The following is a 23603-nucleotide window of genomic DNA, read 5'->3' on the forward strand; positions in this document are numbered from 1 at the left end:
TAACCCCCATCTGGAGAGTGACTGTGATGCTCAATTCCGACCAACTGGCGTACTACCAGGCTCAGGCAAACGTGTTGTACCACGCGTTGTATTTCGAACCCAGTGAGTTTTTGCTGAATCAGTTCCGTGACAATCAGGTCTCGGACACCTGGCCAACCACAGGTGAAGCCCGCAGCCGTGGCGATGCGCTGGCCCTACTGAAACCGGCTTTATCGCAAGACAATGCCACCCTGGTCCCGGCCCTGAAGCGCGATTACACCCGCCTGTTCATCGGCCCGGGCGAGCTGGCAGCCATTCCGTGGGGCTCGCCCTACCTGCACGAAAAGCGACTGCTGTGTGGCCCCTCTACCGAAGCGCTGGCCGCCTTTTTACAGCATCATGGCATTCTGGTTTCCACCCAAAGCAGGGAGCCGGTGGATCACATCGGGCTGATGTTATCGGTGGTGGCCGGGTTACTGGGAGACGAGATAAAGCAACAGAACGGCATTGCCCTCAAGGTGCTGTCGGACTTTTTGGAGCAACATTTGCTGCCTTGGGGATTGCGCTTTTGCACCCTGATGTTTGAACAAGCCAGCAGTGACTACTATCAAGCCATCGCGTTGCTGACTGGCAGCCTGCTGGAAGGGTTACGTCAGGATCTGACGCTCACCCCATTGACCCTGCAACTGTTTCAATAATCCTCCCCCTTTTTGGCGGCGGAACGGCGACTTCATCATCATCGCCGCTCCGCCCGCCTTCCAATGCCTCGGTTAACCCTGCTGCTGCAACCACCCCTTTAAGGCGCCCAGACCGCTCTCAACCTGTTGACGCAATAGCGGCAACAATTGCTGTCGTTGGTTCGCGGCCTGCTCGTGACGGCCACACCAGCGAGACAGCGCCATCAGACCAAGTGAACCGGCGCCCCCCTTGAGGCGGTGCAACCCGGCGCTCCAGTCGCTATCCTGCCCAAGTTGCTGCAACAGTGCCTGAGTGTCTTCCTCAAACCGCACAATCATGGTGCTGATCACTTCCCTGCCCAGTACGCCCAGATCCTGCTGCAACTGGTGACTGTCAAGAATGCCGTTTGAGTCGGCCGTCTCCGCCACCGGTTGGTGCGTCGACACTGCCACATCGGCGCCATAACCAGCCAGAGTCTGGCTCAGCGCGGCAAGGCGTAACGGTTTGGCCAGGAAAGCATCAAACCCCGCCCCCAAGAAGCGATCCACTTGCTCACTGAATACATGGGCCGACATGGCGATGCAGGGTAACGCCTTGCCAAACTGGCGCTGATGAAGATCCCGCAAATGTTGCTGAAGTTCACTGCCATCCGTATCTGGCAGGTTGATGTCCACCAGGGCGACGTCAAAGGGCCCCTGTTGGCACAACTGCATCGCCTGCTTGCCGTCGTCGGCCATTCGATACACCAGCTTCAGCTTCTGCAGGTAGCCAGCAATGACCAACTGGTTGGTGGGGTTGTCTTCCACCACCAGCAGGGTCAACGGCGCCACGGGCACCGCTACCTGAGGGGCCGTCACCGGCGCACCACACCGTTGCAGGGTCAACTCAAAGATAAAGGTGCTGCCCTGTCCCGGTTCACTGACGACACTCAAGCGGCCGCGCATCAATTCGGCAATGCGCTTACTGATCGACAACCCCAACCCGGTTCCGCCCGGTGTGTGTTGATGACTGGCCTGTCGGAACGGTTGAAAGATGATCCCTTGACGATCGGCCTCAATGCCAATGCCGGTGTCAGCCACCGATAACCGCAATCGGTCGTTGCCCTGATCTCGTCCCAGTGTCTCCACCGTGACGGTGACCCGGCCCCGTTCGGTGAACTTAATCGCATTACTGATGAGATTAACCAGAATTTGCCGAAATTTACTTCGGTCGCACAGATAGCCTTCGGCCAATGAGCAGTCCAGTTGCAACTGCAACTCGATGCCCTTCTCTTCCGCGTTCATCGACAGGGTGGCAGCGACCTCCCGCACCAGTTCATCCAGAGCCATGGGCTTGATGCACAACTCCAGATGACCGGCTTCAATTTTGGAGTAGTCCAACACATCGTTGATCACCTCCAGCAGAGACTCGCCGGAGCGTCGAATGACGTCCAGTTGCCGCTGTTGCTCGGCGGTAAGATTATTTTGATCCAGCAGTTCGGCGGTGCCGAGGATGCCATTCATCGGGGTTCGAATTTCATGACTGATGGTGGCCAGGAACGTGGTTTTCGCCCGGCTGGCTTCCTCCGCCTGGCGGCGAGCCTTAGCAACCACCTTAAGCTGTTCACTGAGTTTCTGGTTCACCAGTGACAACTCCACGGTACGCTCGGACACCGTCTGCTCCAGCACTCGATGCTGCTGACGCAGCTCCTCTTCCGCTTTGCCTTTGGCCCTGGCCGTGTCTTTAAAGGTCTCGATGGCACCGGCCAGCCGACTCAGCTCATCCTGCCCCTGGCGACTCACCTGGATATCCAACTCACCCTGGCTCAGACGCAACAGTGCGTCGGTGTAATAGTTGATGCGGTAGACCACATCTTTGAGCACCACTTTCCACACCACCAGCAGCCCGATAAACAGCGCCATCAATCCGATCACCACCAGCATGATCCGTGACAATCGATAGGCGTCGTCGGCCTGGGATGAAGCGGTGTTGATGGCCAGGTTGGCACGATTGAGCAGTTGATCCATGCGGGTATTGAGCTGACTGAACTCATTCTCAATGTCGGCATTGAGCAATACCATACGATCTTCAAACAACAACTGCTGACGCCGCATACTGTACAGTTCCCGTCCGCTGGCCACCTGATCCAGCAAGGTGGTCATCTCTTGGCGACGCTCCGGATCCTGAACTTCCCCCACCATCAACGGCAGATAACTCAGCAACTCATTAAAGCGTCGCTCAATGCCATCCAACGCCATGGGATCGACGCTCTGTGGCAGCAACACCAGTTGTTGACGCAGCCGAACCAGATCGTACTTCAGCTCGTTCATTCGACGCAGTTGCAGCAGATCGACTTCCACCAGGTCATCCACCTCACGCGCCAGGTTGCCACGGGGCTGATATAACGCCAAACTGCGTGCCACGATGGCCGTTTGGGCATTGGCCAACTGCGAATCCACCAGGTTCGCCACATCCAGAGCCAGCTGATTCACCCGGGCAAATTCCCGTTGAAAGCGCCGGTTCAATTCGATGCGCTCCCCCACGACCTCCACCAACTGGTTGAGTATGCGCCGCACCTCATCGCCTCCCAGGAAGGCATTGCCATTGCCCGGCTCCCCTTTGAGGGCCTCCAGCTGGGTTAACTGACCGGCCAACGCCGTCAAATCACGATCCAGGGCCTGGCTTACTCGCTCCAGCTCTTTAACGGATTGCACCTGAGACAGAAACTGCCCGGACAGGACGATGCGTCCCCCCTGCTCAGCAATGCTGCGGGACAGATTCAAGACTGGCACCGCCCGTTGGGCAAGGCCATCATGGCGGTCTTTCAATTGCGACAGGCTCATCCAACCCACGAAGGCTGAAAACGCCGACAGCGATGCCACAAACAGAAACGCCACCAGCAGTTTGCTGGCCAGTGAGCTCTTTGGCAAAAATCGATGAGAGATCAAAGCTAACCACGGATATCTGATACACTCATTACAGTGTACTCGAATTTAGGTTACAGCCGGTGCAATCCCCTGTCCGAGCCTTGGCGTTGATCCCGTTTTTATTAATTTCCAGCGCGCTGGTGCAGGCCAAGCCGCTAAAAGTCTGTGCGCTATACCCTCATCTCAAAGACTCCTATTGGCTGAGCGTCAACCAGGGAATGGCGGAACAGGCAACACGGAAAGGGATCACACTGAAGGTGATGGAAGCTGGCGGTTACCGCAACCAGGGGGTGCAGGTGAGCCAGTATCGAAAGTGCCAACAATGGGGCGCCGACGTGATACTGCTGGGCAGTGTCAGTTACCGCCTCGACCCGGCGATTCGATCACAACTTCAGCAAACCCCGACCCTGGCGGTAGTCAATGCCGTCGAGCCCGACAGTGTCATCGCCACCATTGGTGTGTCCTGGTATGAAATGGGTCAAAACCTGGCTCGCTACATCAATGACCACCTTGCCTCGGACACTCCGGTCACCACCCTGCTGATGCCAGGTCCAGAAGGCCGTGGTGGTAACCAATTTCTGAAACAGGGGCTGCTGGATCATCTGCAACCGAACAAACTGGCGATCGTCGCGACCCTCTATGGCGGTAACAGTGTGGCGGTTCAACGGCAACTGCTGACCGATTACCTGGCCGACCACCCGGCGCCTCAGTTGATCATCGGCGGTGCGGTGTCGGCGGAGGTGGCCATCAATGAACTGCGAAGTGCCGGTCTTAGCGACACCACTCAGATCATCAGTTCCTATCTGACCCACGCGGTCTATCGCGGCCTGATTCGGCACAAGGTGTTGATGGCGAACAGCGATCAGATGCGACTGCAAGGCAGGATGGCAATCGATGCCGCGGTGGGCATTGCCGATAATCAGTCGCTGCCGCCCCTGTCTGGCCCGAAGATTTTGAGCCTAACCCGGGACAACGGTCAGGAACGGATAGACGACAGCCTGTCCGATCCCCAGTTCAGGGCCGTTTACGAGGTGACTGCAGAACCAAACAGATAGCCCTCTCCGTGCACCGTCACAAACAGGGTCGGGTAGCCATCCGGTTTCTCCATTTTTGCCCGAAGTCGCCGTACCAACACGTCCACAGTTCGGTCGTTGGGAGCATCCACCCGGTGAGAGATCAGAGCCAGCAGTCGCTCCCTGGCCAATACCTGTTGAGGGTGTTGAACAAAAGCCGCCAACAGCTCAAACTCGGCCCGGGTCAGCTTAACCTGATGCTCACCCCGCCATAGCTGGCGACTGGCTGGCTGAAACGACCAGCCGGCAAAGGACAGGGCGCCGGCCGGGGACACGTTGGCAACCGGCTCGCTGCGCTTCGCCGCCAAAGCGATACGCCACAACAGGTTTTTGACCCTTACCAACAGCTCTCGCATCTCTACCGGTTTGGTGACGTAATCATCGGCCCCCATCTCCAGACCAACAATTTTGTCTACCGAGTCACAGCGTCCGGTCACCAGAATGATACCGATGTCGGAATCACTACGAAGTTGCCGGGTCAGCATCATGCCGTCTTCATCGGGCAGATTGACGTCCAACAGGATGAGATCAAACGGTCTTTGCTGCATCTGATGTCGCATTTCGGCCGCCGTCGAGGCCACCTCCACCTCATAGCCCGCTTGCTGAAAATAGCCGCTATGGCGCAGTTGGGTTACCGGGTCGTCTTCCACTACCAGGATACGCTGGCCATTATGACCCATACTCGAGACCGCTTCTGTTAATGAACACCCCTCGATCTTGCTTAAAGCCGCGGGCCCTTGCAAGTGACCCAGGCCGTAAAACACAGAATTGGCCTTTTTCGTTACCGACACAAAAAAGCCGGCGCAAGCGCCGGCTAACGAGTCTAACAATGATGATTATTATTCAATCCACATTGGATCGTTATCTACCTTATCGGTACTGATGTGAATCAGCGCCTTATACCGGTCCGGGGAGCCGTCCCAGGAGAAACCGGTGGGAGTCAGGCTGTAGGAGCCTTCTTTCACTTCAACCACGGTGACATTGCAGCTATCGGCATCACAACTGAACTTGTGCGCTTCGTGTGCAGGCAACCCCATGGTGTCCGCCATGTGAGTCCAGTCCTTCTCCGGCATCAGGCCAACGTAGGCCATGGTAAAGGTATCCAGACCGGTAATGGCAACGCCTTCATCGGTCGCCAGGGTGAAGGTCATCTCACCGGTATCCCCTTCAAAGGACGGGGTACCGATGTTAATGCTTTCGGCTTCACCGATGGCGATGGTTTCGGTTACCGGCGGATCCACAGGATCAACAGGATCTACCGGGGTATTGTCGTTATCGTCGCTTCCACACCCTACCAGGGTGAGGTTTGCAAACAGCAATGCGATTACTGTCTTTTTCATAGGGATTCTCCTATCGCTATCGCCATCAATTACTTAGTGCCGTGACAGGTATCACATTCCATTCCGGCCATAACGGAGGTTGGCATGGTGGCACCCTTGGTGTGGCAGCTCAGACACTCGCTGGTTTCCTCAGTAAAGCCAGGTACAGTACCCAAATCTTCACCGTCAAACTCCATGTTAAGCAGCTCAACCACGCGATACGCGATGGTGGCGGACAACAACTGACAGCGCATTCCCTTCTTAGAGATTGGCAGGTTTGCCGCTTCAGACCAACGGGTCAGAGAAGCGTGGCACAGCAGGCTGCGGGCTTCGGTTTTTGCTTTAACATTGGTATCAAAATCGGCTTTAGTGACACCCAGTGCGGTCAGGAAAGCGTCATCGTCACGAGGCAGCGCCTCCTGCTCATAGTAAGAGGAGATTTTGCTCAGAGACGCGGGGGCGTTACCGTTGATGCTCAGGATGCCGTACAACATACCGGTGGCGTTGTTGTTGCCACAGATGGTGCCTTGGCCTTTCACACCGCCGCCGCCGTATACGGACAGCGCAGTCGGAATGGCAGCAAATTTGTCGGCATCGGCGCTGCTGGAGTTGGCCAGCGCTTCAACTACGGCATGGAATACCTGATACATACAGCCGTTGCTGCGTACGTCATCACGGTACGCAATTTTAGCCACTTCCATAGGATCCAGCTTGGCGTAGGCCAGTTTGTCACCCGGCATAATTACCGGAGCATCGGCGGCTTGAGCAGTAAAGGAAGGTACCAGGGTCGCGCCAGCGGCACAGGTGGTGATACCAATAATGTTTTTCAGTGCGTTTCTACGGTCCATACTCATCATCATTACCTCTTAGTAGGTTTAAATCGTGTGTAGCCCTCTCAGTGGCTTCGATATCAATGTTAGGTACCGCACCGCGCTGATAATGTGATCTGGATCTCGGTAATTTTTGGCATTTAGATAATGCTAATATTACAAATGCTAAATAAGAAATTAGTGGTCAAACGGAGTGATGGCCGCTTCCCAACGACTATGGCAGCCATTAATGCTGCATATTCCCCATTAATAGCGATTACCTCTGCGGTAATAATGGGAATCTGTGGGAGCGAGCTCACATTGGCAGGGAATTGGCCTTTGTTGACGCCGATAACAGTTCCGGCAACAGGCGAACTTTCTGAGGCAGAAGTTGGCACGGATCACTGTCCTTGCTACATTAAGTTTTTACAATGTCTTTGCCATTACAAGAGTAAAAGAAACCCTTTATGTTATTGGGACAATTCAAGTTTTTACCTGAATGCGGCTGTTTGCAGCATCAGGAGACCGGTGAGACAAAAACCCTGACCCGCAGTGAGCTGCTGGTACTTACGCAGTTGATAGAGCATCAAGGTGTCACCCTAAGCAAATATCGCTTGAGTTGTGGCGAAGAGGAAGCGCCGGTGATCAGCGAGTCGGCGGTGGTAAAGGCGATCTTTACTCTGAGGCACACCCTGGGAGAACCCGCCGCAAACTGCATCCACACAGTACCGAAGGAGGGCTACCAATTCGTCGCCAACTTGAACGACACCCCCCTGAACGTACCAAGCCAGAGTAAGTTATCCCCGAAAGTAGTCCGCACCATGCAGATCCTCAGCGTACTGGCGGTGGTGCTGGTGTCGGTACCCTTGATGCTGCAGTCGTTCAACCACAGCTATCAGGCCCCTCCCCTGTCCACCAAAGTGATTGAGGTCCGCAATGAGTTTGATCAGCAGATGGAGGTTGAAATTGTCACCAGCGCCCAATCCAACGTCAAAGCGATGCAGGTGTATGCCGATTATCTGACCCAGCATTTGAGCCACTGCATCTATTCTCCTTGGAAGAAAGTTAAACTGGCACTGTCACACGACCAGCAGATGCTGAACGTGACCCTGTTCGGGGATGGCGAGCACAGCGACATCCGCAACATGAAGATCAGTGATTTTCGTGCAGATCCGGAGTTCATCAATCCCCAATGGCTGAAGCAGGTATCCATTTGTGAATAAATTCTACTTTCGGATGATCAATCTGTTTGTGCTGCTACTGCTGGTGGCGGTGCTCGTCAGCAATCGCTACAGCGATACCATGGATGCGGACCTGACCCTGAGCTGTCGTAACGAACTCTATGACCGTAACGGCCCTCAAGACGCCAAGCATTATCTGATTGCCGACTTTGTTCTCAAGCAGGATCAAGCCAGCATCAGTTACCGCTATTTTGGCCACGACGGCAAAGCCCACTCCCGCATCTCCATGACCGGACAAATCGTGGATGGCTCCCTGAAGCAGAACATCTTTGAGATGGCCATCGATAAGGTCAACGCCGAGTACTACCAGGCCGACGCCGCACCGGTGCCCCACATGCAATACCTGAACTCCTTTGCCAAGAGCAACCTGGCCAACGTCGGCTCCCATAACCTGACCTTGCGTCTGTTGGAGCGAAACGATGAGGCGGGCTATGCGGCGGTGTTTTTCCAACCCTCTAACGCGGTCTGCGGTTGCCGATTGGTAGACTGAGTCATCGGACAGGCAAAAAAAAGTGGCCATCGCGGGCCACTCAATCTTGGTTGCTATGACCAGCCCTGCGAGGGCATCATCATCAGGAACAACAACAAGATTGCGAATGAGAACAGATAGAAACGAAAAAAGTGTATGGCTTTCATACCGGGCCTCCTTGCTAAACCTTGCCCGCCGATCCCGACCGGTGAATCGACGCCCCGCTTGCGACAGGGACTGGTAAGTGTAGACCCGAACTGGTCATTGGCCAGTTCTCGCGCCAACAAAATGTTCCCTTTTCACTTCAGAGTCTCCCGCCACCGTCCAGCTGACGTTGACAGTTTACGACGTCACTATAGGTCGACGTTAGCGTCCAGATTGCCCGTCTGATTCAGCCGAACTATGACCCCGAAACAGATTTAACTGAAAGACGCTGGGTACCCGCGTTCGCGGGCACGACGGAGGAGTTTTGGGGATTGCTTATACGAAAACGGCAACCCGATTAAGGTTGCCGTTTCTTCTTGAAGATGGAGGCGCGTTCTCGGAGTCGAGCGGTGCCATGATTGGGGTCCACGGATGGTTTCCTACATCAATACATCAGGCTCGCTGCCAGACCACAACAAAAAACGGCAACCCGATTAAGGTTGCCGTTTCTTCTTGAAGATGGAGGCGCGTCCCGGAGTCGAGCGGTGCCATGATTGGGGTCCACGGATGGTTTCCTACATCAATACGTCAGGCTCGCTACCAGACCACAACAAAAAACGGCAACCCCGATAAGGTTGCCGTTTCTCGTAAAATGTGGAGGCGCGTTCTCGGAGTCGAGCGGTGCCATGATTGGGGTCCACGGATGGTTTCCTACATCAATACGTCAGGCCCGCTACCAGACCACAATAAAAAACGGCAACCCGATTAAGGTTGCCGTTTCTTCTTGAAGATGGAGGCGCGTCCCGGAGTCGAACCGAGGTCCACGGATTTGCAATCCGCTGCATAGCCACTCTGCCAACGCGCCAGTGTTCAATGGTGTTTGAACGCAGCGCATTAAAGCAAATGCCGGTCGCGGGTTCAAGTGGCCACAGAGATTTTGACTCATTTATTTTGAAGTCACGCAATAATGAGTCATTATTCAACGGAATACGATGCACTAATAGACAGGGATTTCATGAAAATCGTCGCAATCGGAGGGGGACATGGCCTAAGCCGGGTTCTGCGGGCCATGGCCCCCTACCCCCATGACCTGACGGCCATCATCGCCACCACCGACAACGGCGGCTCAACCGGCAAACTGAGGCAAACCTTTGGCGGCATCGCCTATGGCGACATTCGCAACTGCCTCAGTAACCTGGTTGCCGATGATCACCTGGGTAAACTGCTGCTCGACTACCGCTTCGATCATGACTCGGATTTGGATGGCCACAACCTCGGCAACCTAATGTTGCTGGCTCTGGATAACCTCTGTGTTCGCCCCAGTGATGCCATTGAGGTGTTGTGTCGCCTGATGGACGTCAAACAGACGTTGTTGCCGATGTCCGATCACCCCACACAGCTGATGGCCCGGTTTGCCAACGGCCAACAGTTGATGGGCGAAACGACGGTCGACGACGCATCCAGCCTGCCAACGGCACTGAAGCTGCACCCCAGCGTCGAAGCGCCCTCGGCGGCGGTAGACGCACTGATGCAAGCGGAACGGATTCTGATAGGGCCCGGCAGCTTACTCACCAGCCTGGCGCCCCCTTGCCTGGTGCCCGAAATTCAGCGTGCCATCAATCGCAGCCAGGCTCGTACCATCCTCATCAGCAACCTGGCGGCCGAGAGCGGCTGTGTCGGCGACCTCTCTCCTGAGCGTCAGCAGCAGTTGTTTGAAACCCTGACCGGGGTGCAGATTGACCACCTGCTCAGCCACAGCAAAGACGCCTTCGACAAACCCAACCATTGGCACCGGCCGCTGCTGGCCGAGCAACAGCGCTATCACTGTCCCATTCGACTGGGAAAAGCGCTGCAGGAGCTGTGCCTACGTTGAACTAGCTGAGCTGGTCCAGGTAGCCCTGATATCGACTGCGGGTCTGGGCCAGACACTGCAATAGCGCCGGCATTCGTTCACTCACGTCGTTGTCGCCACCCTTGGCCCGGGATTCCACCTCTTTGGCCAGTTCAGCCAACGCCTCGGCACCGAAGGTCATGGCCGACCCCTTAATGCTGTGGGCCAAGTCCTGATACTGCTGCAACAGGCTCGCCTGCTGCACCTGCACCTCGCGGTGGGCCATCTCATCGATGAACACCGTAATCAACTCTTCCAGCAGATCGTAGCCGGCGTCACTGGCCAGGTTGTCGATGCAACGCTCATTAAGTATTTCCGCCATAACCTCTCCTTGTTAAATGTCACTGGCATTAACTTTGCAACCTCTGTGCCATGAGCCGCTTTCATCACGGCGGCAGATTGGCAATTCGACATAGCAGCAGCAACCGGGAGACCATTATGACCCCTGCCCCTAGCGTAAAACTGGTGATAGATGGCCGCCACTTCGGCGGCATCGAGGCTCACCTGTGCCAGCTCTTCATCAGGCTCAAGCAGCAAGGGGTGCCCTGCCAATTGGTGCTGCTGTCGGCGTATTCAGAGTCTAGTTTCAAAACGCAACTCAAGTTGCAAAAGATCCCTTTTACCGAGCTCTCTGGCAGTAGCCTGAGTAAGCTACGTCAATTGGCAGTCCTGTCTCACCAAGGGGTGCTACACAGTCACGGTTACAAAGCCAACCTAATGACCCGGCTCGCCTGCCGACTCAGCGGCACTCAACCGGTGACGACCTTTCATGCCGGAGAGCCTGGGCAGGGGCGCCTGGCCTGGTACAATCGCCTCGATAAAGGCAGCGCCCGATTCAGTCTCAATGTGGCGGTCTCCCGCGCCATTGCCAATCAGGTACCCGGCCCCTGTCCGGTGATTCGAAATTTCGTGTCGCTGAGCCCCGCTGAACCCCGAAGCGTGAGCCCCACCCTGAGGGTGGGCTTCATCGGCCGTTACTGCCGGGACAAGGGCTTCGATCGCTTCTGTCGCCTCAGTCGACAACTGCCCCAGTATCAGTGGCACAGTTTTGGCCAGGGGCCCCTGTCCGTGAACATCGATGCCAGTACCCTCAGCGACCACGGTCATGTCCACAATATCGGCCGGCACCTGGCCAATTTGGACCTGGTGATCATGCCGTCCCGGTTCGAAGGCCTGCCGCTGGCGGCGCTGGAAGCCATGGCCGCGCAACTGCCGATCATCGCCTACAACGTCGGCGACCTGGCACAACTGGTAGACCATCAGGTAGGCGCACTGATTGACGCCGGTGATCAGCCGGCGATGATCGACGCCATCCACCAATTTGCCCGTCTCAGCCCCCGGCAACGCAACCAACTGGGCCAGCAGGCTCGGGCTCGGGTGGAACGAGACTGGCATGGCAATGACACCCTGGCTCGCTACCTGTCGCTGTATCGTCAGGCGGCACAATCTATGCCTGCTGCCAGACCTGCATTTTTCGATAGATGGTTGAAGGGCTGACTTCCAACAAGCCGGCGGCCTGAGTGATGTTGCCCTCGCAGCGGGCTATGGCCTCTTCGATGGCCTGACGCTCGATGTCCGCCAGCGACTGCGGCGCACCCACGTCGGCGGGAGACGCTGCAACTGTCACGCTGGCGTCCTCCCCAGGCTGGCTCCACTGAAACTGGGCGGGCGTGTCTTGGGGGGGATCACACACCACCTGGTTCAGCGGTGCGGGCAAGTCTTCCTGGGCCACTTTACCGCCGGGGTGGATCACCGCCAGCTGGCGCATCACATTCTGCAATTGGCGCACATTGCCTGGCCAGCCAAATTTACTCAGGGTCCATTCCGCCTGGCGACTGAAGCCGACGAAGCGTTTGCCCTCCTCACCGCCATACTGTTGCAAGAAGCGTTTGGCCAGCAACAGCACATCGTCGCCCCGTCGCCGCAGCGGTGGCAAGGTGATGGGAACCACGTGCAGTCGATAATAGAGATCTTCCCGAAACCGACCCGCTTCCACCTCTTTCCAGGGATCGCGGTTGCTGGCACAGACGACCCGCACATCCACTTCAATCAGCGTATCGCTGCCTACGGGCTGAATCTTGCCGGATTGCAGAAAGCGCAACAACTTGGCTTGCAGATCCAGCTCCATTTCACAGATCTCATCCAGAAACAGGGTGCCTTTGTCGGCGGCCTGAACGCTGCCCTGACGATCTTTCTGGGCCCCGGTAAACGCGCCTTTGACATGACCAAACAACTCACTTTCCACCAACTCCTTGGGAATGGCGGCGCAGTTCAGCGGCACGAAAGGTTGACTCTGACGACTGCCGGCCTGGTGCAAGGCTTCGGCACACAGCTCTTTGCCGGTACCGCTCTCACCCAGCACAAACACCGTGGCACGGCTGTCGGCACTGCGTTCGATCATCTGGTACACCGCCTGCATCGGCGTGCTGGCGCCAACAAAACCGTGGAAACCGGCCCGGCTCTGCTGAGTCTCGTACTTATCCACCAGCCGGTTCAACGCATAGAAACTGAGGGCATTATTGACCGTAACCTGCAATCGCCGTGCTTCCACCGGCTTGCTGACGAAATCGTACGCCCCCAGTCGCATCGCTTCGACGGCGGTCTCTACCGAACCATGGGCGGTAATCACAATAACCGGAACGGTGCAACCGCTGTTGTGAAGCATGCGCAGAATCTCGATGCCGTCGTGATCTGGCAAATTCAGATCCAACAACACCAGCGACGGCAGTTGATTGGCCAGTTTGATCTTGGCATCGGCAAAGGTGGTCACGTGTTCCACCACCACTCCGCTGTCTCTCAGATAGGCTTTATACACCTTAGCCAGAGATTCGGTGTCTTCAATCAATAACACTCGTTGAATGGGGTTGGTCATCGCGAAGCTCCCTCTTTGCCAATCCGACCAGCAGTAATGTGGCATCGTCCATAAAGGCATCATTGCCCAGGTGCCATAACATTTCTATCATAGATTCAGGGTCTTCCTGAAATCCAATCTCAGGAAATGTCAAAAAACTCTCCTGCCAACCGTCAGTGTAGAAAAGCAAACGCGAATTGTCGTCCAGACTGTATGAAAATTCCTGATATTGCTGATTTTTTGCTAGTCCTAGCAGTGGTCCCTCCACCCTCAGGTCCTGATTGATGCCCCGGCCGAGCAGCCGTGGTGGCGGGTGACCCGCCGCTGCCAGAATCAAACCGCCATCGGCATCGACCAGGCAGGCCAACGCCGTTGCCGCCGCGTCCGGCACATGATCACAGCACTCTAACGCGTCGGACAGTCTTGCCAGCAACGGGCCGGGGCGCCAGGGCTGCTGAGACAAAATGGAGTGAATCAGGCCGCTGGTAGTATGGGCAATAAGCTTGGCGCTGACGCCATGGCCCTGGCTATCGACCAACAACAGCATTCGAGTGCCGTCTTGCTGGTAATGGTCGATCAGCAGGTCGCCGCCCCCCAGGCTCTTAGGTTGATGCCTAAGGCTAAACGACAGCCTGGCGGTATCTGGCGGGCAGCATGGGCTCAGGGGACGGGTCAGTTGTTGTTCGAGTTGCTGTTGATTGATTTGCTGCAGCTGGCGATGACGAATTAACGCCCGCTCAATGCTCTGTGTCAGGCGCGCGGCGGACAGGGGCTTGGTCAGGACCTCATCGATACCACACGCCGCCAACTCGGCCATGCGTTCGCCCTCGGCGTCACTGCTCATGGCCAGAAATGGCAATGCCGCCCGCTCCGGCTTGGCACACAACCAATGCCGCAAGGTAAGACCATCGCCACCGGGCATGTGCAGATCGCTCAGCAGCAAGTCCACCGGTTCCTGCTCCAGCCAACTCTGGGCCTGGGCGACGCTGCTGCAGCAGATGACTCGATAGCGAGGCGACAGCCAGGCGTTGATCACCGCCAACTGACTGCGGTCGTCATCGATGACCAGAATGGTGGCGTGCACCGGCCGACCGGAAAACGGCAGTTCAAACAGATTGGCCTGATGGTGCCAGCGGTAGTGGGCTCGGGGAACACAATGGCTGATCAATCCCAGGCCCATGGCCGACTCGGCGAACGTCAATGGCAGACGACGGGCGTCACTGAGGCGACGATTGAGGGACACGAACGGCGGGCCATTGTCCTCGATCTGCAGCAAGTATTGCGATCCCGGACGCCGGTACAGATTGATCTGTATGGCCTCGACTTGGTGACGGGAATGCTGGACCAGGTTATTGAGGTACTCGGACACCGCCGTCAGCACCGGCTCGGCCACCGAATCCACCACCCCGAGGCGACACAGCCCCTTGGTCAGCTCGATTCTAGCCTGGCGAACACCGGCACGGGTGCCAACCACCGGCAGGGTCAGCAGCAAGGCCTTCATCGCCATTCTCCGTTGCAGTAGGGGGTGTGTGACAACCACTGGACGATTCGGTCACACCATCCCGGCAACCGGTGCGCACGCGCCGAGATGGAGGCCGCCAACGACTTTCCCAGCCTGGGCATAGCCCCGTTGTCCATCACCACCGCCAGCACCGTCAAGCCATAATGGGATGCAGCCTGAGAAAACTCCTGCAACTCGGTATCTGTGGTGTGGCCAGCCGAGACCACCAGCACCACATGGCGACAGCCGACCTGAACACTGAGGGCGTCGGCTCCGGCATAGTGATCGCAGCTGAACACCACACAGCGGTAACTTTGCTGCCATCGAAGCAGCGCATCAACCACACTGCGCGCATGCAAACGCTGGCCTCCTTCCAGAGTCAGCGCCAGCTGGTCGAACACCTGGTCCTCCTCGATCAAGGTATGACAAGAGATGTCGTCCAGGCTTAAACAGGGGCTGGCAACAGACGATTGTTGAGACCCCATGTCCACCAGCAGGCTGTGGTGCTGGCAGCGGCTTAACTGCCGACACAACTCCGCGGCTGCGGTCTGAGTCGAGTGCGCCTGGCCGGCACACACGATGGCCAGTTGGTTGATGCCCTGGCAACTGACCATGGTGGCCAGAGACGAGAACGTCTGTTCCTGATTGTCGCTCATATTGCCGCTCCCAATGCAAACAATGCCACTATGCTCAGGGCGTCACGGACGCCGTCGATAAAGATGCGCCAATTAGACTGATCCTCATTGGGCACATAGACGGTGTCACCCGGCCTCACCAAAGGAATTCGAGCGTAATCCGGATCGGTTACGAAGGCCTGCAGATCAAACACTCGAGCCTGGGGATCGCAACAGCTGTGTTGAACCACGATGATCTTTTCGATGTAGGCGTTGTCGGACGGCCCCCCGGCCTCCGCCAGCAAATCCAGTAGATTCATGGAGTTGTCAAAACTGTAGCGGCCCGGCTTTCGTACCGCCCCCATCAGACGCACCACCTGCTCCGACGGCTTTTCCAGCCACTTTCGTTCCCGTTGGGGCAGGAAAATGGTGTCACCGGGGACCACCTGCGGCAGCACACTCTCATCACCGGTCTCAAAATAGCGGGCCAGATTCAGCTGGGTCACCCGGCTGGTGGCCCCATTGCGGTGGGTAATGCGAATCTGGCCGAGATCCGCCTCATCGGTGGGGCCATCGGCCGCCGCCAGGATATCCAGAAAGCCGAGCTGGTCGTTAAACGCGTACCGTCCCGGCGACTCCACCTGGCCGAACACGTAGATGGAGCTTTCCGGGCTCTGCCGTACCCAGGTCGACTTATTGTCGGTGGGGTCCCAGGGCAGCTCATTGACCACCACGGTATCGCCGGCCACCAGGGTGGGCAGGCTCGCATAATCCCCCCCTTGTTTAATGAACTTATCTAAATCAAACAGCCGTTTATTGCCATTTTCTTTAACGATCTCAATCTCCGCCAGGTTGGCATGCTGCAAGGGGCCACCGGCGTGGGCAAACAGGTCGAGAAACGACATGCCATCGTCCCATTCATAGCGTCCGGGTCGATTCATGGCACCGATGATCTTGATCGCCTTATCCGAGGGGATCTTCAGCCAGGACTTCTCGTTAACGTCGGTTTTTTCCGGCACAAAAATTACGTCACCGGGTTCGATGGCCGGCAACCGGCCGTTTGCCTGGTTCTCGGTGTAGGACAACAGGTTCACCTCCACCACCGACTGGTCCTGGCGCAACAAGCGAATGTTGCGAGTCTCAGCGAACCGGGTCGGGCCGCCGGCATTGGCCAACAGATCCAGGAAGGTCACGTTATCGCCGGTTTCATAGGCCCCCGGGGCCTGAACCTCGCCCATAACGTACACGGTACGCTGGGTGTTGGAGACCACATCCACCTGAATCGGGACGTAAATAAGGGTTCCAGCGCCGATGGGCGGCAACATCTCCGCCGTGCCCTCATCGAGGTAGGTTTTGAGATCAAACAGGTAAGGCTTGTTGCCGCTGATCACCCGAATGTGGCTGACGTCGGCATAGCGGGTAACCCCCTCGGCCCGCATCAGGGCATCGACGATGCTCATGGTGCCCTTTAACGCGAAACTGCCGGGATTACGCACCTCGCCAAACAGGGTGATGGAGTCGGCATCGCCACCGCCATCGCCACCGGCGATCAACGAGCGGGCATCGAAATTCACCTCGACGTTGCCGGTCAGCGGCGACGCCGGCACAAACAGCTCGTCTTCGGTCTGTAACTTGGGCAGCAGGGTCTCGTCGCCACTGTCCAGATAGGCCTTGTAGTCGAAACTCAGCCGCTGCTCTCCCCGACGCACCTGCAACTTATCCAGCTGGGCACCGGGACGTAATCCCCCGGCAGCCTGTATTGCCATCTGCACATTGCCATCGGCCGGCAACAGCACTTCCCCAGGGGCCTGGACGTAACCCAGTACTCGAATCAGCAACTGCCGCTGACTGAGCTCGACGTCAAATTGGTCCAGGTTAAGGTACACCGTCGACAGTGCCAGTTGGATGGCGCTGCGCGCCTGAGCCAGAGTCTTGCCTCTGAGGTTGACCTTGCCCACCTCCGGTAAGCGGATTTTTCCCAGTTTATCCAGGGTAAACGGCTGCTCGAAGTCAACCTCGCCTGGCATGATGATCACCACCGCATCGCCGGGTTGCAGCTCTCTGGCGCTGTCATCGGCGACGCTTAACGACGGCAGAGTCAGCAGGATTAGGACCATCAGCAGGCGCATCATCATTACTCCCTCCGAAACGACTCGGGCCACTGACTCAGTGTCAGGGCGGCCGAGGATGTCTCAGACATTACGGGCTGACTCATCAACTCAAAGCTAACCCGACGGTTTGCCAGACGGCCGCTGCGATCGCTGTTGGATGCCAATGGCATCGCGTCTGCCGCAGCCACCACCCGCAGTTGGCCAGCGGCAACGCCGTTGGCTTGCAACAGGCTCGCCACCGCGTTGGCACGTCGCAGTGCCAGGGCCTGATTGTGCTGGGGATCGCCCTGACTGTCGGTATGACCGGTGATCGTCAGTTGCCACTGAGGCTTGTCTCGCAACACCTGCGCCAGTTGCTGCAACCGCACCTGAAACTCGGGCAGCAACTCATCCCGGTCCAGGGCAAACTGCTCAGACTGCAGCAGGCCGGCGGCAATGGGATCAAAGGCCGCGCCAGTCGCAGCGGTGGCCGCCACCGACTGAGCACCACCACAGCCCATGTGCTGAGTGATGTAATTCAAGCGAACACCGAGGCGATGAATCTGATCTTCCAGAATCAGCAACTGTTCACTGGCATCGGCATACAGGCCCTCGGCCAACTCACCGCGAATCTGCCCCAGCCGCTGCTCGGCCTGGTATTGGCGTTCCGGCAAACAGGCCACGGCACCGCGAAGCCGCAACAGGTCCAGCCCGGTCTGCGCTTCCACCACACGCTGCCTCAGCGCCTGGTGCTCCTGTAAAAATGCCGGGGAAAGCAGATAACTGTCCCACGGGGTGCCCTCTGCGGCCATCTGGCCCTGGCCCTCTTCGGGCCATTGGGCGCAGCCAGCCAGCAGTAGCACCAAAGCGCAGCTCACTCGATTCATCATGACTGCTCCCCGGTAAACGCAATCGCCTTATCCACCTTCAGCATGGTCAATATCCGCTTTGGCTGACCATGAACGTCGGCCAGTTGCAGCACTCGCTGTTGCCGCTTCAGGCGCTTAAAAAGAAAGATGATGGCACCAATCCCGGAGGAATCGATGAACTCCGTGGCTTTCAGGTCGATAACCACCAACTGATTAGGCTCTTGCAACAACTCCTCGAACTGCTCCTTGATGCCAGCCACACTGTCGATATCAAACTGTGCCGGCGCCAATACCGTTTTCGGGTTCAGACTGTCATTAAGATGAATCGCCATAGTGCACTCCCGTTGCCTGGTTCAGTGGAGGGCTAATGCCGCTCCTCTGCCCCTGTTACTGCAACAGCAGTGCCAAGATTGAATATTCAATAAATACAGTGAGATAAACTTGATTGGTGAGCGAGGTTCCCATTCTGCAACGGCGATTTTGCAGAACGGGAACCGACGACAGGCTTAGTGGCCCTTGGCAGAAACCACCACCCACAGAGTCCGCATCAGGATCTGCGCTTCCATGGCCAGGTAGCTTTTGAAACCGCCAAGACTGGCGGCGTAGGCATGATCAAACAGCAGCTTGTTTTTCACATCATCGATGCTGGTGTCTCCAGACTGGTTGACCTGAGCCAAGCCGGTCAGACCCGGACGCAATTCATAGGTGCGCTCGAGATAGTAAGGCAATTGCTGGTCTAAAATGCCACAAAACTGCGGCCGCTCGGGCCGAGGCCCAACGATGGACATTTCGCCCTTGAGTACCTGAAACAGTTGCGGCAACTCATCCAGACGAGTCGCCCGCAACAGCCGCCCTACTCGGGTCACCCGAGCGTCGCCGGGCTTAGCCCAACGTGCGCCGGCTTGCTCGGCGTCGCTGGTCATGGATCGAAACTTGGTGACATAAAACAGCTCGGTACGATCGCTGTAACGGGCACCGACTCGCATCTGGCGGTAGAATACGCTGCCGGGGGAGTCCAGCTTGATCGCCAGGGCAATCAGCGGAAACAGCGGCAACACCAGCAACAACGCCAGCATCGATACCAACAGGTCGATGCCCCGTTTGATCCGCTTCACCCCCACGGGCTGAAAGTCCTGGTTGAGACTCTGGCGCCAGCCCACTCGAACGCCAACCAAGTGGCACCATGCTCCGGTGCAGGCTCCGGTCACTGCCCGAGCCAGATTGCCAACCCGGCTCTTGGGGCGCAAACCGGCATAGGCGGCCAACAGCACCGCAAACGAGGTTGCCAATGCCAACGCCCCTGGCCCATTTGGCAGCATCAGTGCCGCCCCCATGCCGCTAAGCACCCACAGGGGCAACATCAGCGGCAACAATGCCCGCAACCCTTTGCCGGAAATGGCCGCCACTTTAGCCGCTAACGACAGAGAAGGCAGGGTCGCCAGCAAGGACGGCAACTGCGCCAGGTTGCCGGCCGCAATCCTTGCCCGCTGGCCAAACAGGTTTTCATTGGCCCTGGGGGCGATGTCCACGGCCCGCAACTGTGGTGCAAAATCCGCCCGATAGCCGCACCTGAGAACCTGCATCACCAACTCAAAATCGTCATTCACACACCCCGATGGCAAGGGTTCGATAGGGGCCAGTCGCAGCGCCATCAGAGCACCGGTTGCCCCCATCACTGCGCCTAGCATTGCCTCCCCCTGCCGATTGCGGTTGAGCCGGGCCCAATGGCCGGCCAGGCGACTGTCGGTACCGTGGAGGTAACGGCCGCAGAGGGCGCCGAGGCGGTCATCGTCAAATGCCCGGCTTATCCGCGCCAGCGCATCATGAGCCAGTAGTGCCGAGCAATCGGACAACACCACCAATTGACGCTGCCGTTTCAGTCGCTGCAGGTGCTGATTCAGACGGTGAATCTTTCCGCGGTTGTGGTGGTGGTTATGCAGGGTAAATCCGATCCCCTGTTGCTGAAACCGGCGTTGGTACTCGGCCGCCACCTCGGCGCTGGCGTCGCGACAACCGTCGAGAATCAACTCAACCCGCCATCGCTGCACCGGATAGCGCTGCTGCAACAGGTTGTCCAGTTTGAATCCTAACTCACGGGCCTCGTTGAAACAGGGAATCACCACGGTCAGGTCCGCCTGGGTCGGATCCGTTCCACTCACAAACGGCCCGTCCTCCGTGGCCCGGCTGGCCAACCATCTCATCCAGAGTGGGTACACCAACAAGTGAACGGCCAACAGCAGCGTCAGCAGCAAAAACAGCGTCATCAGCAACATGGTAACTCCCGTTGAAACAGTGTGTGGTAGTGGTTGGCCATAACCCGATCACTGCCGGTCTGGCGGACAAACTGGCGCAACTTCGCCGGGTGCCGATCCCGGCGGCGCAACAACTGGTCAATGCCGTCAATGACCTCTGACTGGGCGCCCAAGGCAACCATGCGCCCCATATTGGTACACACCATATGGCGACAGTTACCTACGTCAGAGGCGATAACCGGGACTCCGCAGGCCTGCGCCTCCAGCAAGCTCATGGGGGCGCCCTCGTTGTCGCTGACCAACCCGAACAGGTTCAGTGCCCGGTAAAGGCGGTGCACATCATCCACCCGACCCAGAAAGTGACAACGCTGCTGCACCCCAAGCTGGCGCGCCAATTGCTCCAGGCTAACCCGCTCGCTGCCCTCACCCGCCACCACCAGGTGTACCCGTTCAGGCAAGGCCACCAGGGCCCGAATCAACCGGTCTACCCGTTTTATCTTTTCCAGCCGACACACGGTGCCCACCAAATCCACATCCAGGGGCAAACCAAAATGATGCCGTGCCCGCTGACTATTGCCCGGGGTAAAACGGCCCATGGCGATGCCGTTGTTGACCACGCAATCGATGCGACAGCCAGCCTGGCGAAACTGATCCGCCACCAGCGGTGCATCGGCGACACTGATGGGGGCAAACAGCCGCAGTGCCGAGCGGGTCATCATCTTGACCCTTGGCATCGCCAGGCTCCAACCATCGTGGTGAGTATGGACATGGCTTATCCCCAGTCCGACCGAGGCGGCGCCACCATAGAGCAACGGACCTACATGGTGGGTATGCAGATATTGAACCCGGTGTCGACGCAGCCACTGCCTCAATGCCACCACGGTGGAAACCGACACCCCCCGGGGCTTAGCCAGGGTTTCAAAGCGCTGTAACCGCCCCAATACTGGCCAATCTGCCACAAGTTGCTGTTTGTCCCCCTCCAACGACAGGTAGTGAACCTGATAATCTCGCTCCAGCTGATCACCCAGGGTCATCACCATGGCTTCGAGCCCGCCAACCACCATTTTCTGTACCAATTGGACTAACACCGGTTTCGACATCATGCTCCTCCTAAAGACGACTTCACCAACACCGGCCCCAACCCCAGCTGCAACACCTGCTGTTTGTGGTACACCCGTCGGTCCAGCAACATACTGGCCGTCACCATGGCCAGTCCGAATCCCACTCCGCCAAACAACCCCAGCAGTCCGTTCAGCCACCAGGGGCGATTAATGGACCGCTTGGGTAAGTTGGGTTGGTCGATCACCCGCACTTTATCCGGCGCCTCAAACCGACCCAACTGGCCGGTAACCTGCGCTTTCTCGTAGCGGGTCAGTAGCTCCTGGTACAGCAGGCGACGACCTTCTGCCAGTCGCTCCAGCTCCATCAGTTCCCGCTCGACATCGGCACTTTGGCCCATGCGGGCCAAAATGGACTGCTTGTGCTGCGTTACCACCTCCAGCTCGCCCTTGAGGGTGGCCACCTGATTGCTGGACTCCTGCAGTTGCTGCAACTGCGACACCAGCAACCTGGGTTCACCGCCGTCGGCCTGATCGGGCTCAAACGAGGTCGCCAGCTGCCACAGTTCGTCCAGGTGGCGCTCAGTATCCACCGACGATGCGGTCATCAGTTTTTGTTTTTCCTGCTGCAATTGATTGATGCGGGCCTGCACGCCCCGGACTTTAGAGTGTCGGGCGGTATAGCGGCTTTTAAGCATGGCCAGCTGTGCCCGAGTGCGAACGATCTGCTTTTCAATTTCACCGACGATGGGGTTGGCGGTGCTGAGCTGGGTTTTCAGGCCGGCCAGCCTGGCCTGGGCCCCTTCCAGCTCGATGCGCTTGGTGCGGATCTGAGTCTCCGCTTCCAGAAGCGCCATGTTGGTGGCCCCCAGAAGACCCGGCAGCAGGCTGGCGTGCTCCTGCTTAAATGCCGCCAGCTTGGTTTCCACCTCCGCCAACGCCTGCTCCTGGCGCTGCAACTGGGTCTTAAGGAAGATCTCGGAGTTGTCCACCGCCCGCTGGCCCGGTGCCATCAGGCGTTTTTGAAAACTCTCGCTGATGGCATTCAGCAGCAACCGGGCTTCGGCGGCATCCGGCCACACCAAGGACAGCTTTACCAGCGCATCGCCCACCAGCTCCATCTGCGTGGCCTGGGACAGCCGCTGCTGAATCATCTCCTGCTCTGCCGCTGGCGTGGCCTCAGTCACCAGTCCGGTCTCCTGCGCCACTTCGGCCATCACATAGCGGGAATGCAGCAGGGCATTAAGGCCGGCGATGCGCTCTTTGAGCTTGACCTCCACCGACAGATCCTTGAGGAACGGATTGGCCAGTGCCGACTCCTGCAACAACAACGAGGTCGAACTGCGATACTGGGTGCGGCTGAATACCGACAGCCCCGCCATGGCCACGGCCACCACCAACGCCGGAATCACAATCAAGTAACGCCAGTGCCAGCAGTGGCACAAGAACCGATACAGATAGAAGTACGCCCATTCAACCGCCATAGGCCATCCTCAGCACCACTTCACCGTCGCGGCTGTCGGGCAGATAGCGGCCCTGAACCTGGCCCTGATAACCCAGGGTCCGCAGCGATTCGATCACCAGCGCCAGTCGGTTCTGAGCCTGGTAGGCCGCCGCCCAGTCCGGGCCATCGTCGACCGACCCAACGTCTACCTTAATCGTGGGGGAGCGAAACAACGACGGCGTCATCTGCTGCTGCAACAGGGCCACCAGACCCGATTCGCCGCGCCACAGCACACGAATCACCTGGGGGTCCTGTTGTTGGGCCGTCGATAACATCTTCGATTTGGAGTTGGGGGTCGAACTGCAGCCCGCCAGTGCCAGCAGCAATGTCATTGCCAAAAACAGTCTCACGGCGC

At 57.7% G+C, this 23603-nt stretch carries 21 protein-coding genes and 1 tRNA gene; 6 read left to right on the forward strand and 16 right to left on the reverse strand.

Annotation, left to right across the window (positions count from 1 at the left end; all coding sequences use genetic code 11):
• Positions 1-26 precede the first annotated feature (26 nt).
• Complete coding sequence (locus tag J8Z22_RS11615; RefSeq protein WP_252010475.1) at positions 27-677, forward strand: molecular chaperone; 651 nt, start codon at positions 27-29, stop codon at positions 675-677.
• Between the two features lie 72 nt (positions 678-749).
• On the opposite strand, the gene torS is transcribed toward J8Z22_RS11615, so the two are convergent.
• Positions 750-3566, reverse strand: coding sequence for a TMAO reductase system sensor histidine kinase/response regulator TorS (gene torS / locus J8Z22_RS11620; RefSeq protein ID WP_252006518.1), 2817 nt, complete (start codon positions 3564-3566; stop codon positions 750-752).
• 77 nt (positions 3567-3643) lie between these two features.
• Here torS and torT point away from each other — a divergent pair, with 77 nt between their 5' ends.
• Positions 3644-4618, forward strand: coding sequence for a TMAO reductase system periplasmic protein TorT (gene torT, locus J8Z22_RS11625; protein WP_252006519.1), 975 nt, complete (start codon positions 3644-3646; stop codon positions 4616-4618).
• Here torT and torR read toward each other — a convergent pair.
• The 3 genes from torR to J8Z22_RS11640 all read right to left on the reverse strand — a co-directional run bounded on the left by torR (position 4588) and on the right by J8Z22_RS11640 (position 6803).
• Entirely contained in the window at positions 4588-5316 is a 729-nt protein-coding gene (gene torR / locus J8Z22_RS11630) for a two-component system response regulator TorR (protein WP_252006520.1), read from the reverse strand. The two genes, torT and torR, sit on opposite strands and share 31 nt — an antisense overlap.
• Before the next feature lie 159 nt (positions 5317-5475).
• Positions 5476-5976 (reverse strand): hypothetical protein, encoded by a 501-nt coding sequence (locus tag J8Z22_RS11635; RefSeq protein WP_252006521.1) that lies wholly within the window; start codon positions 5974-5976, stop codon positions 5476-5478.
• Positions 5977-6005: 29 nt separating this feature from the next.
• Positions 6006-6803: a cytochrome c family protein gene (locus J8Z22_RS11640; protein WP_245595635.1), complete on the reverse strand. Its 798-nt coding sequence runs from the start codon at positions 6801-6803 to the stop codon at positions 6006-6008.
• Positions 6804-7231: 428 nt separating this feature from the next.
• Here J8Z22_RS11640 and J8Z22_RS11645 point away from each other — a divergent pair, with 428 nt between their 5' ends.
• Positions 7232-7987 (forward strand): helix-turn-helix domain-containing protein, encoded by a 756-nt coding sequence (locus tag J8Z22_RS11645; RefSeq protein ID WP_028114824.1) that lies wholly within the window; start codon positions 7232-7234, stop codon positions 7985-7987.
• On the forward strand, positions 7980-8495 hold the full coding sequence (locus J8Z22_RS11650; RefSeq protein WP_028114825.1) for a hypothetical protein: 516 nt from the start codon (positions 7980-7982) through the stop codon (positions 8493-8495). The genes J8Z22_RS11645 and J8Z22_RS11650 overlap by 8 nt, the downstream gene beginning before the upstream one ends.
• Positions 8496-9409: 914 nt before the next feature.
• Here the strand turns inward: J8Z22_RS11650 and J8Z22_RS11655 are convergent.
• A tRNA-Cys gene (locus J8Z22_RS11655) sits at positions 9410-9483 on the reverse strand.
• A 150-nt stretch (positions 9484-9633) separates the two neighbouring features.
• Here J8Z22_RS11655 and yvcK point away from each other — a divergent pair.
• On the forward strand, positions 9634-10491 hold the full coding sequence (gene yvcK / locus J8Z22_RS11660; protein ID WP_252006522.1) for a uridine diphosphate-N-acetylglucosamine-binding protein YvcK: 858 nt from the start codon (positions 9634-9636) through the stop codon (positions 10489-10491).
• A gap of 1 nt (position 10492) precedes the next feature.
• Here the strand turns inward: yvcK and J8Z22_RS11665 are convergent, their stop codons facing one another.
• Positions 10493-10831 (reverse strand): Hpt domain-containing protein, encoded by a 339-nt coding sequence (locus J8Z22_RS11665; protein ID WP_028114827.1) that lies wholly within the window; start codon positions 10829-10831, stop codon positions 10493-10495.
• Between the two features lie 116 nt (positions 10832-10947).
• Between J8Z22_RS11665 and J8Z22_RS11670 the strand changes: the two genes are divergently transcribed.
• A complete protein-coding gene (locus tag J8Z22_RS11670; RefSeq protein ID WP_252006523.1) occupies positions 10948-12006 on the forward strand; it encodes a glycosyltransferase family 4 protein in 1059 nt (352 codons plus the stop codon).
• Here J8Z22_RS11670 and J8Z22_RS11675 read toward each other — a convergent pair.
• From J8Z22_RS11675 to J8Z22_RS11720, 10 genes are all read right to left on the reverse strand, one after another.
• Positions 11957-13381, reverse strand: coding sequence for a sigma-54 dependent transcriptional regulator (locus J8Z22_RS11675; RefSeq protein WP_252006524.1), 1425 nt, complete (start codon positions 13379-13381; stop codon positions 11957-11959). The genes J8Z22_RS11670 and J8Z22_RS11675 overlap by 50 nt on opposite strands.
• Entirely contained in the window at positions 13347-14861 is a 1515-nt protein-coding gene (locus tag J8Z22_RS11680; RefSeq protein ID WP_252006525.1) for a SpoIIE family protein phosphatase, read from the reverse strand. Before J8Z22_RS11680 ends, J8Z22_RS11675 begins: the two co-directional genes overlap by 35 nt.
• Positions 14858-15517 carry a hypothetical protein gene (locus J8Z22_RS11685; protein ID WP_252006526.1) on the reverse strand — a complete coding sequence of 220 codons (660 nt, stop codon included), beginning with the start codon at positions 15515-15517 and terminating at the stop codon, positions 14858-14860. The genes J8Z22_RS11680 and J8Z22_RS11685 overlap by 4 nt, the downstream gene beginning before the upstream one ends.
• Entirely contained in the window at positions 15514-17610 is a 2097-nt protein-coding gene (locus J8Z22_RS11690) for an SLBB domain-containing protein (protein WP_252006527.1), read from the reverse strand. The genes J8Z22_RS11685 and J8Z22_RS11690 overlap by 4 nt, the downstream gene beginning before the upstream one ends.
• Positions 17610-18455 (reverse strand): OmpA family protein, encoded by an 846-nt coding sequence (locus tag J8Z22_RS11695; RefSeq protein ID WP_252006528.1) that lies wholly within the window; start codon positions 18453-18455, stop codon positions 17610-17612. Before J8Z22_RS11695 ends, J8Z22_RS11690 begins: the two co-directional genes overlap by 1 nt.
• Positions 18452-18766, reverse strand: a complete 315-nt coding sequence (locus J8Z22_RS11700) for an STAS domain-containing protein (RefSeq protein WP_051252936.1) — start codon at positions 18764-18766, stop codon at positions 18452-18454. The genes J8Z22_RS11695 and J8Z22_RS11700 overlap by 4 nt, the downstream gene beginning before the upstream one ends.
• Positions 18767-18940: 174 nt before the next feature.
• Positions 18941-20707: a sugar transferase gene (locus J8Z22_RS11705; protein WP_252006529.1), complete on the reverse strand. Its 1767-nt coding sequence runs from the start codon at positions 20705-20707 to the stop codon at positions 18941-18943.
• Positions 20698-21789: a glycosyltransferase gene (locus J8Z22_RS11710; RefSeq protein ID WP_252006530.1), complete on the reverse strand. Its 1092-nt coding sequence runs from the start codon at positions 21787-21789 to the stop codon at positions 20698-20700. The genes J8Z22_RS11705 and J8Z22_RS11710 overlap by 10 nt, the downstream gene beginning before the upstream one ends.
• Positions 21786-23228, reverse strand: a complete 1443-nt coding sequence (locus J8Z22_RS11715) for a hypothetical protein (protein WP_252006531.1) — start codon at positions 23226-23228, stop codon at positions 21786-21788. The genes J8Z22_RS11710 and J8Z22_RS11715 overlap by 4 nt, the downstream gene beginning before the upstream one ends.
• On the reverse strand, positions 23218-23598 hold the full coding sequence (locus J8Z22_RS11720; protein WP_156897143.1) for a hypothetical protein: 381 nt from the start codon (positions 23596-23598) through the stop codon (positions 23218-23220). Before J8Z22_RS11720 ends, J8Z22_RS11715 begins: the two co-directional genes overlap by 11 nt.
• Positions 23599-23603 lie beyond the last annotated feature (5 nt).

The organism is Ferrimonas sp. SCSIO 43195 (assembly GCF_023716685.1).
Classification (GTDB): domain Bacteria; phylum Pseudomonadota; class Gammaproteobacteria; order Enterobacterales; family Shewanellaceae; genus Ferrimonas; species Ferrimonas kyonanensis.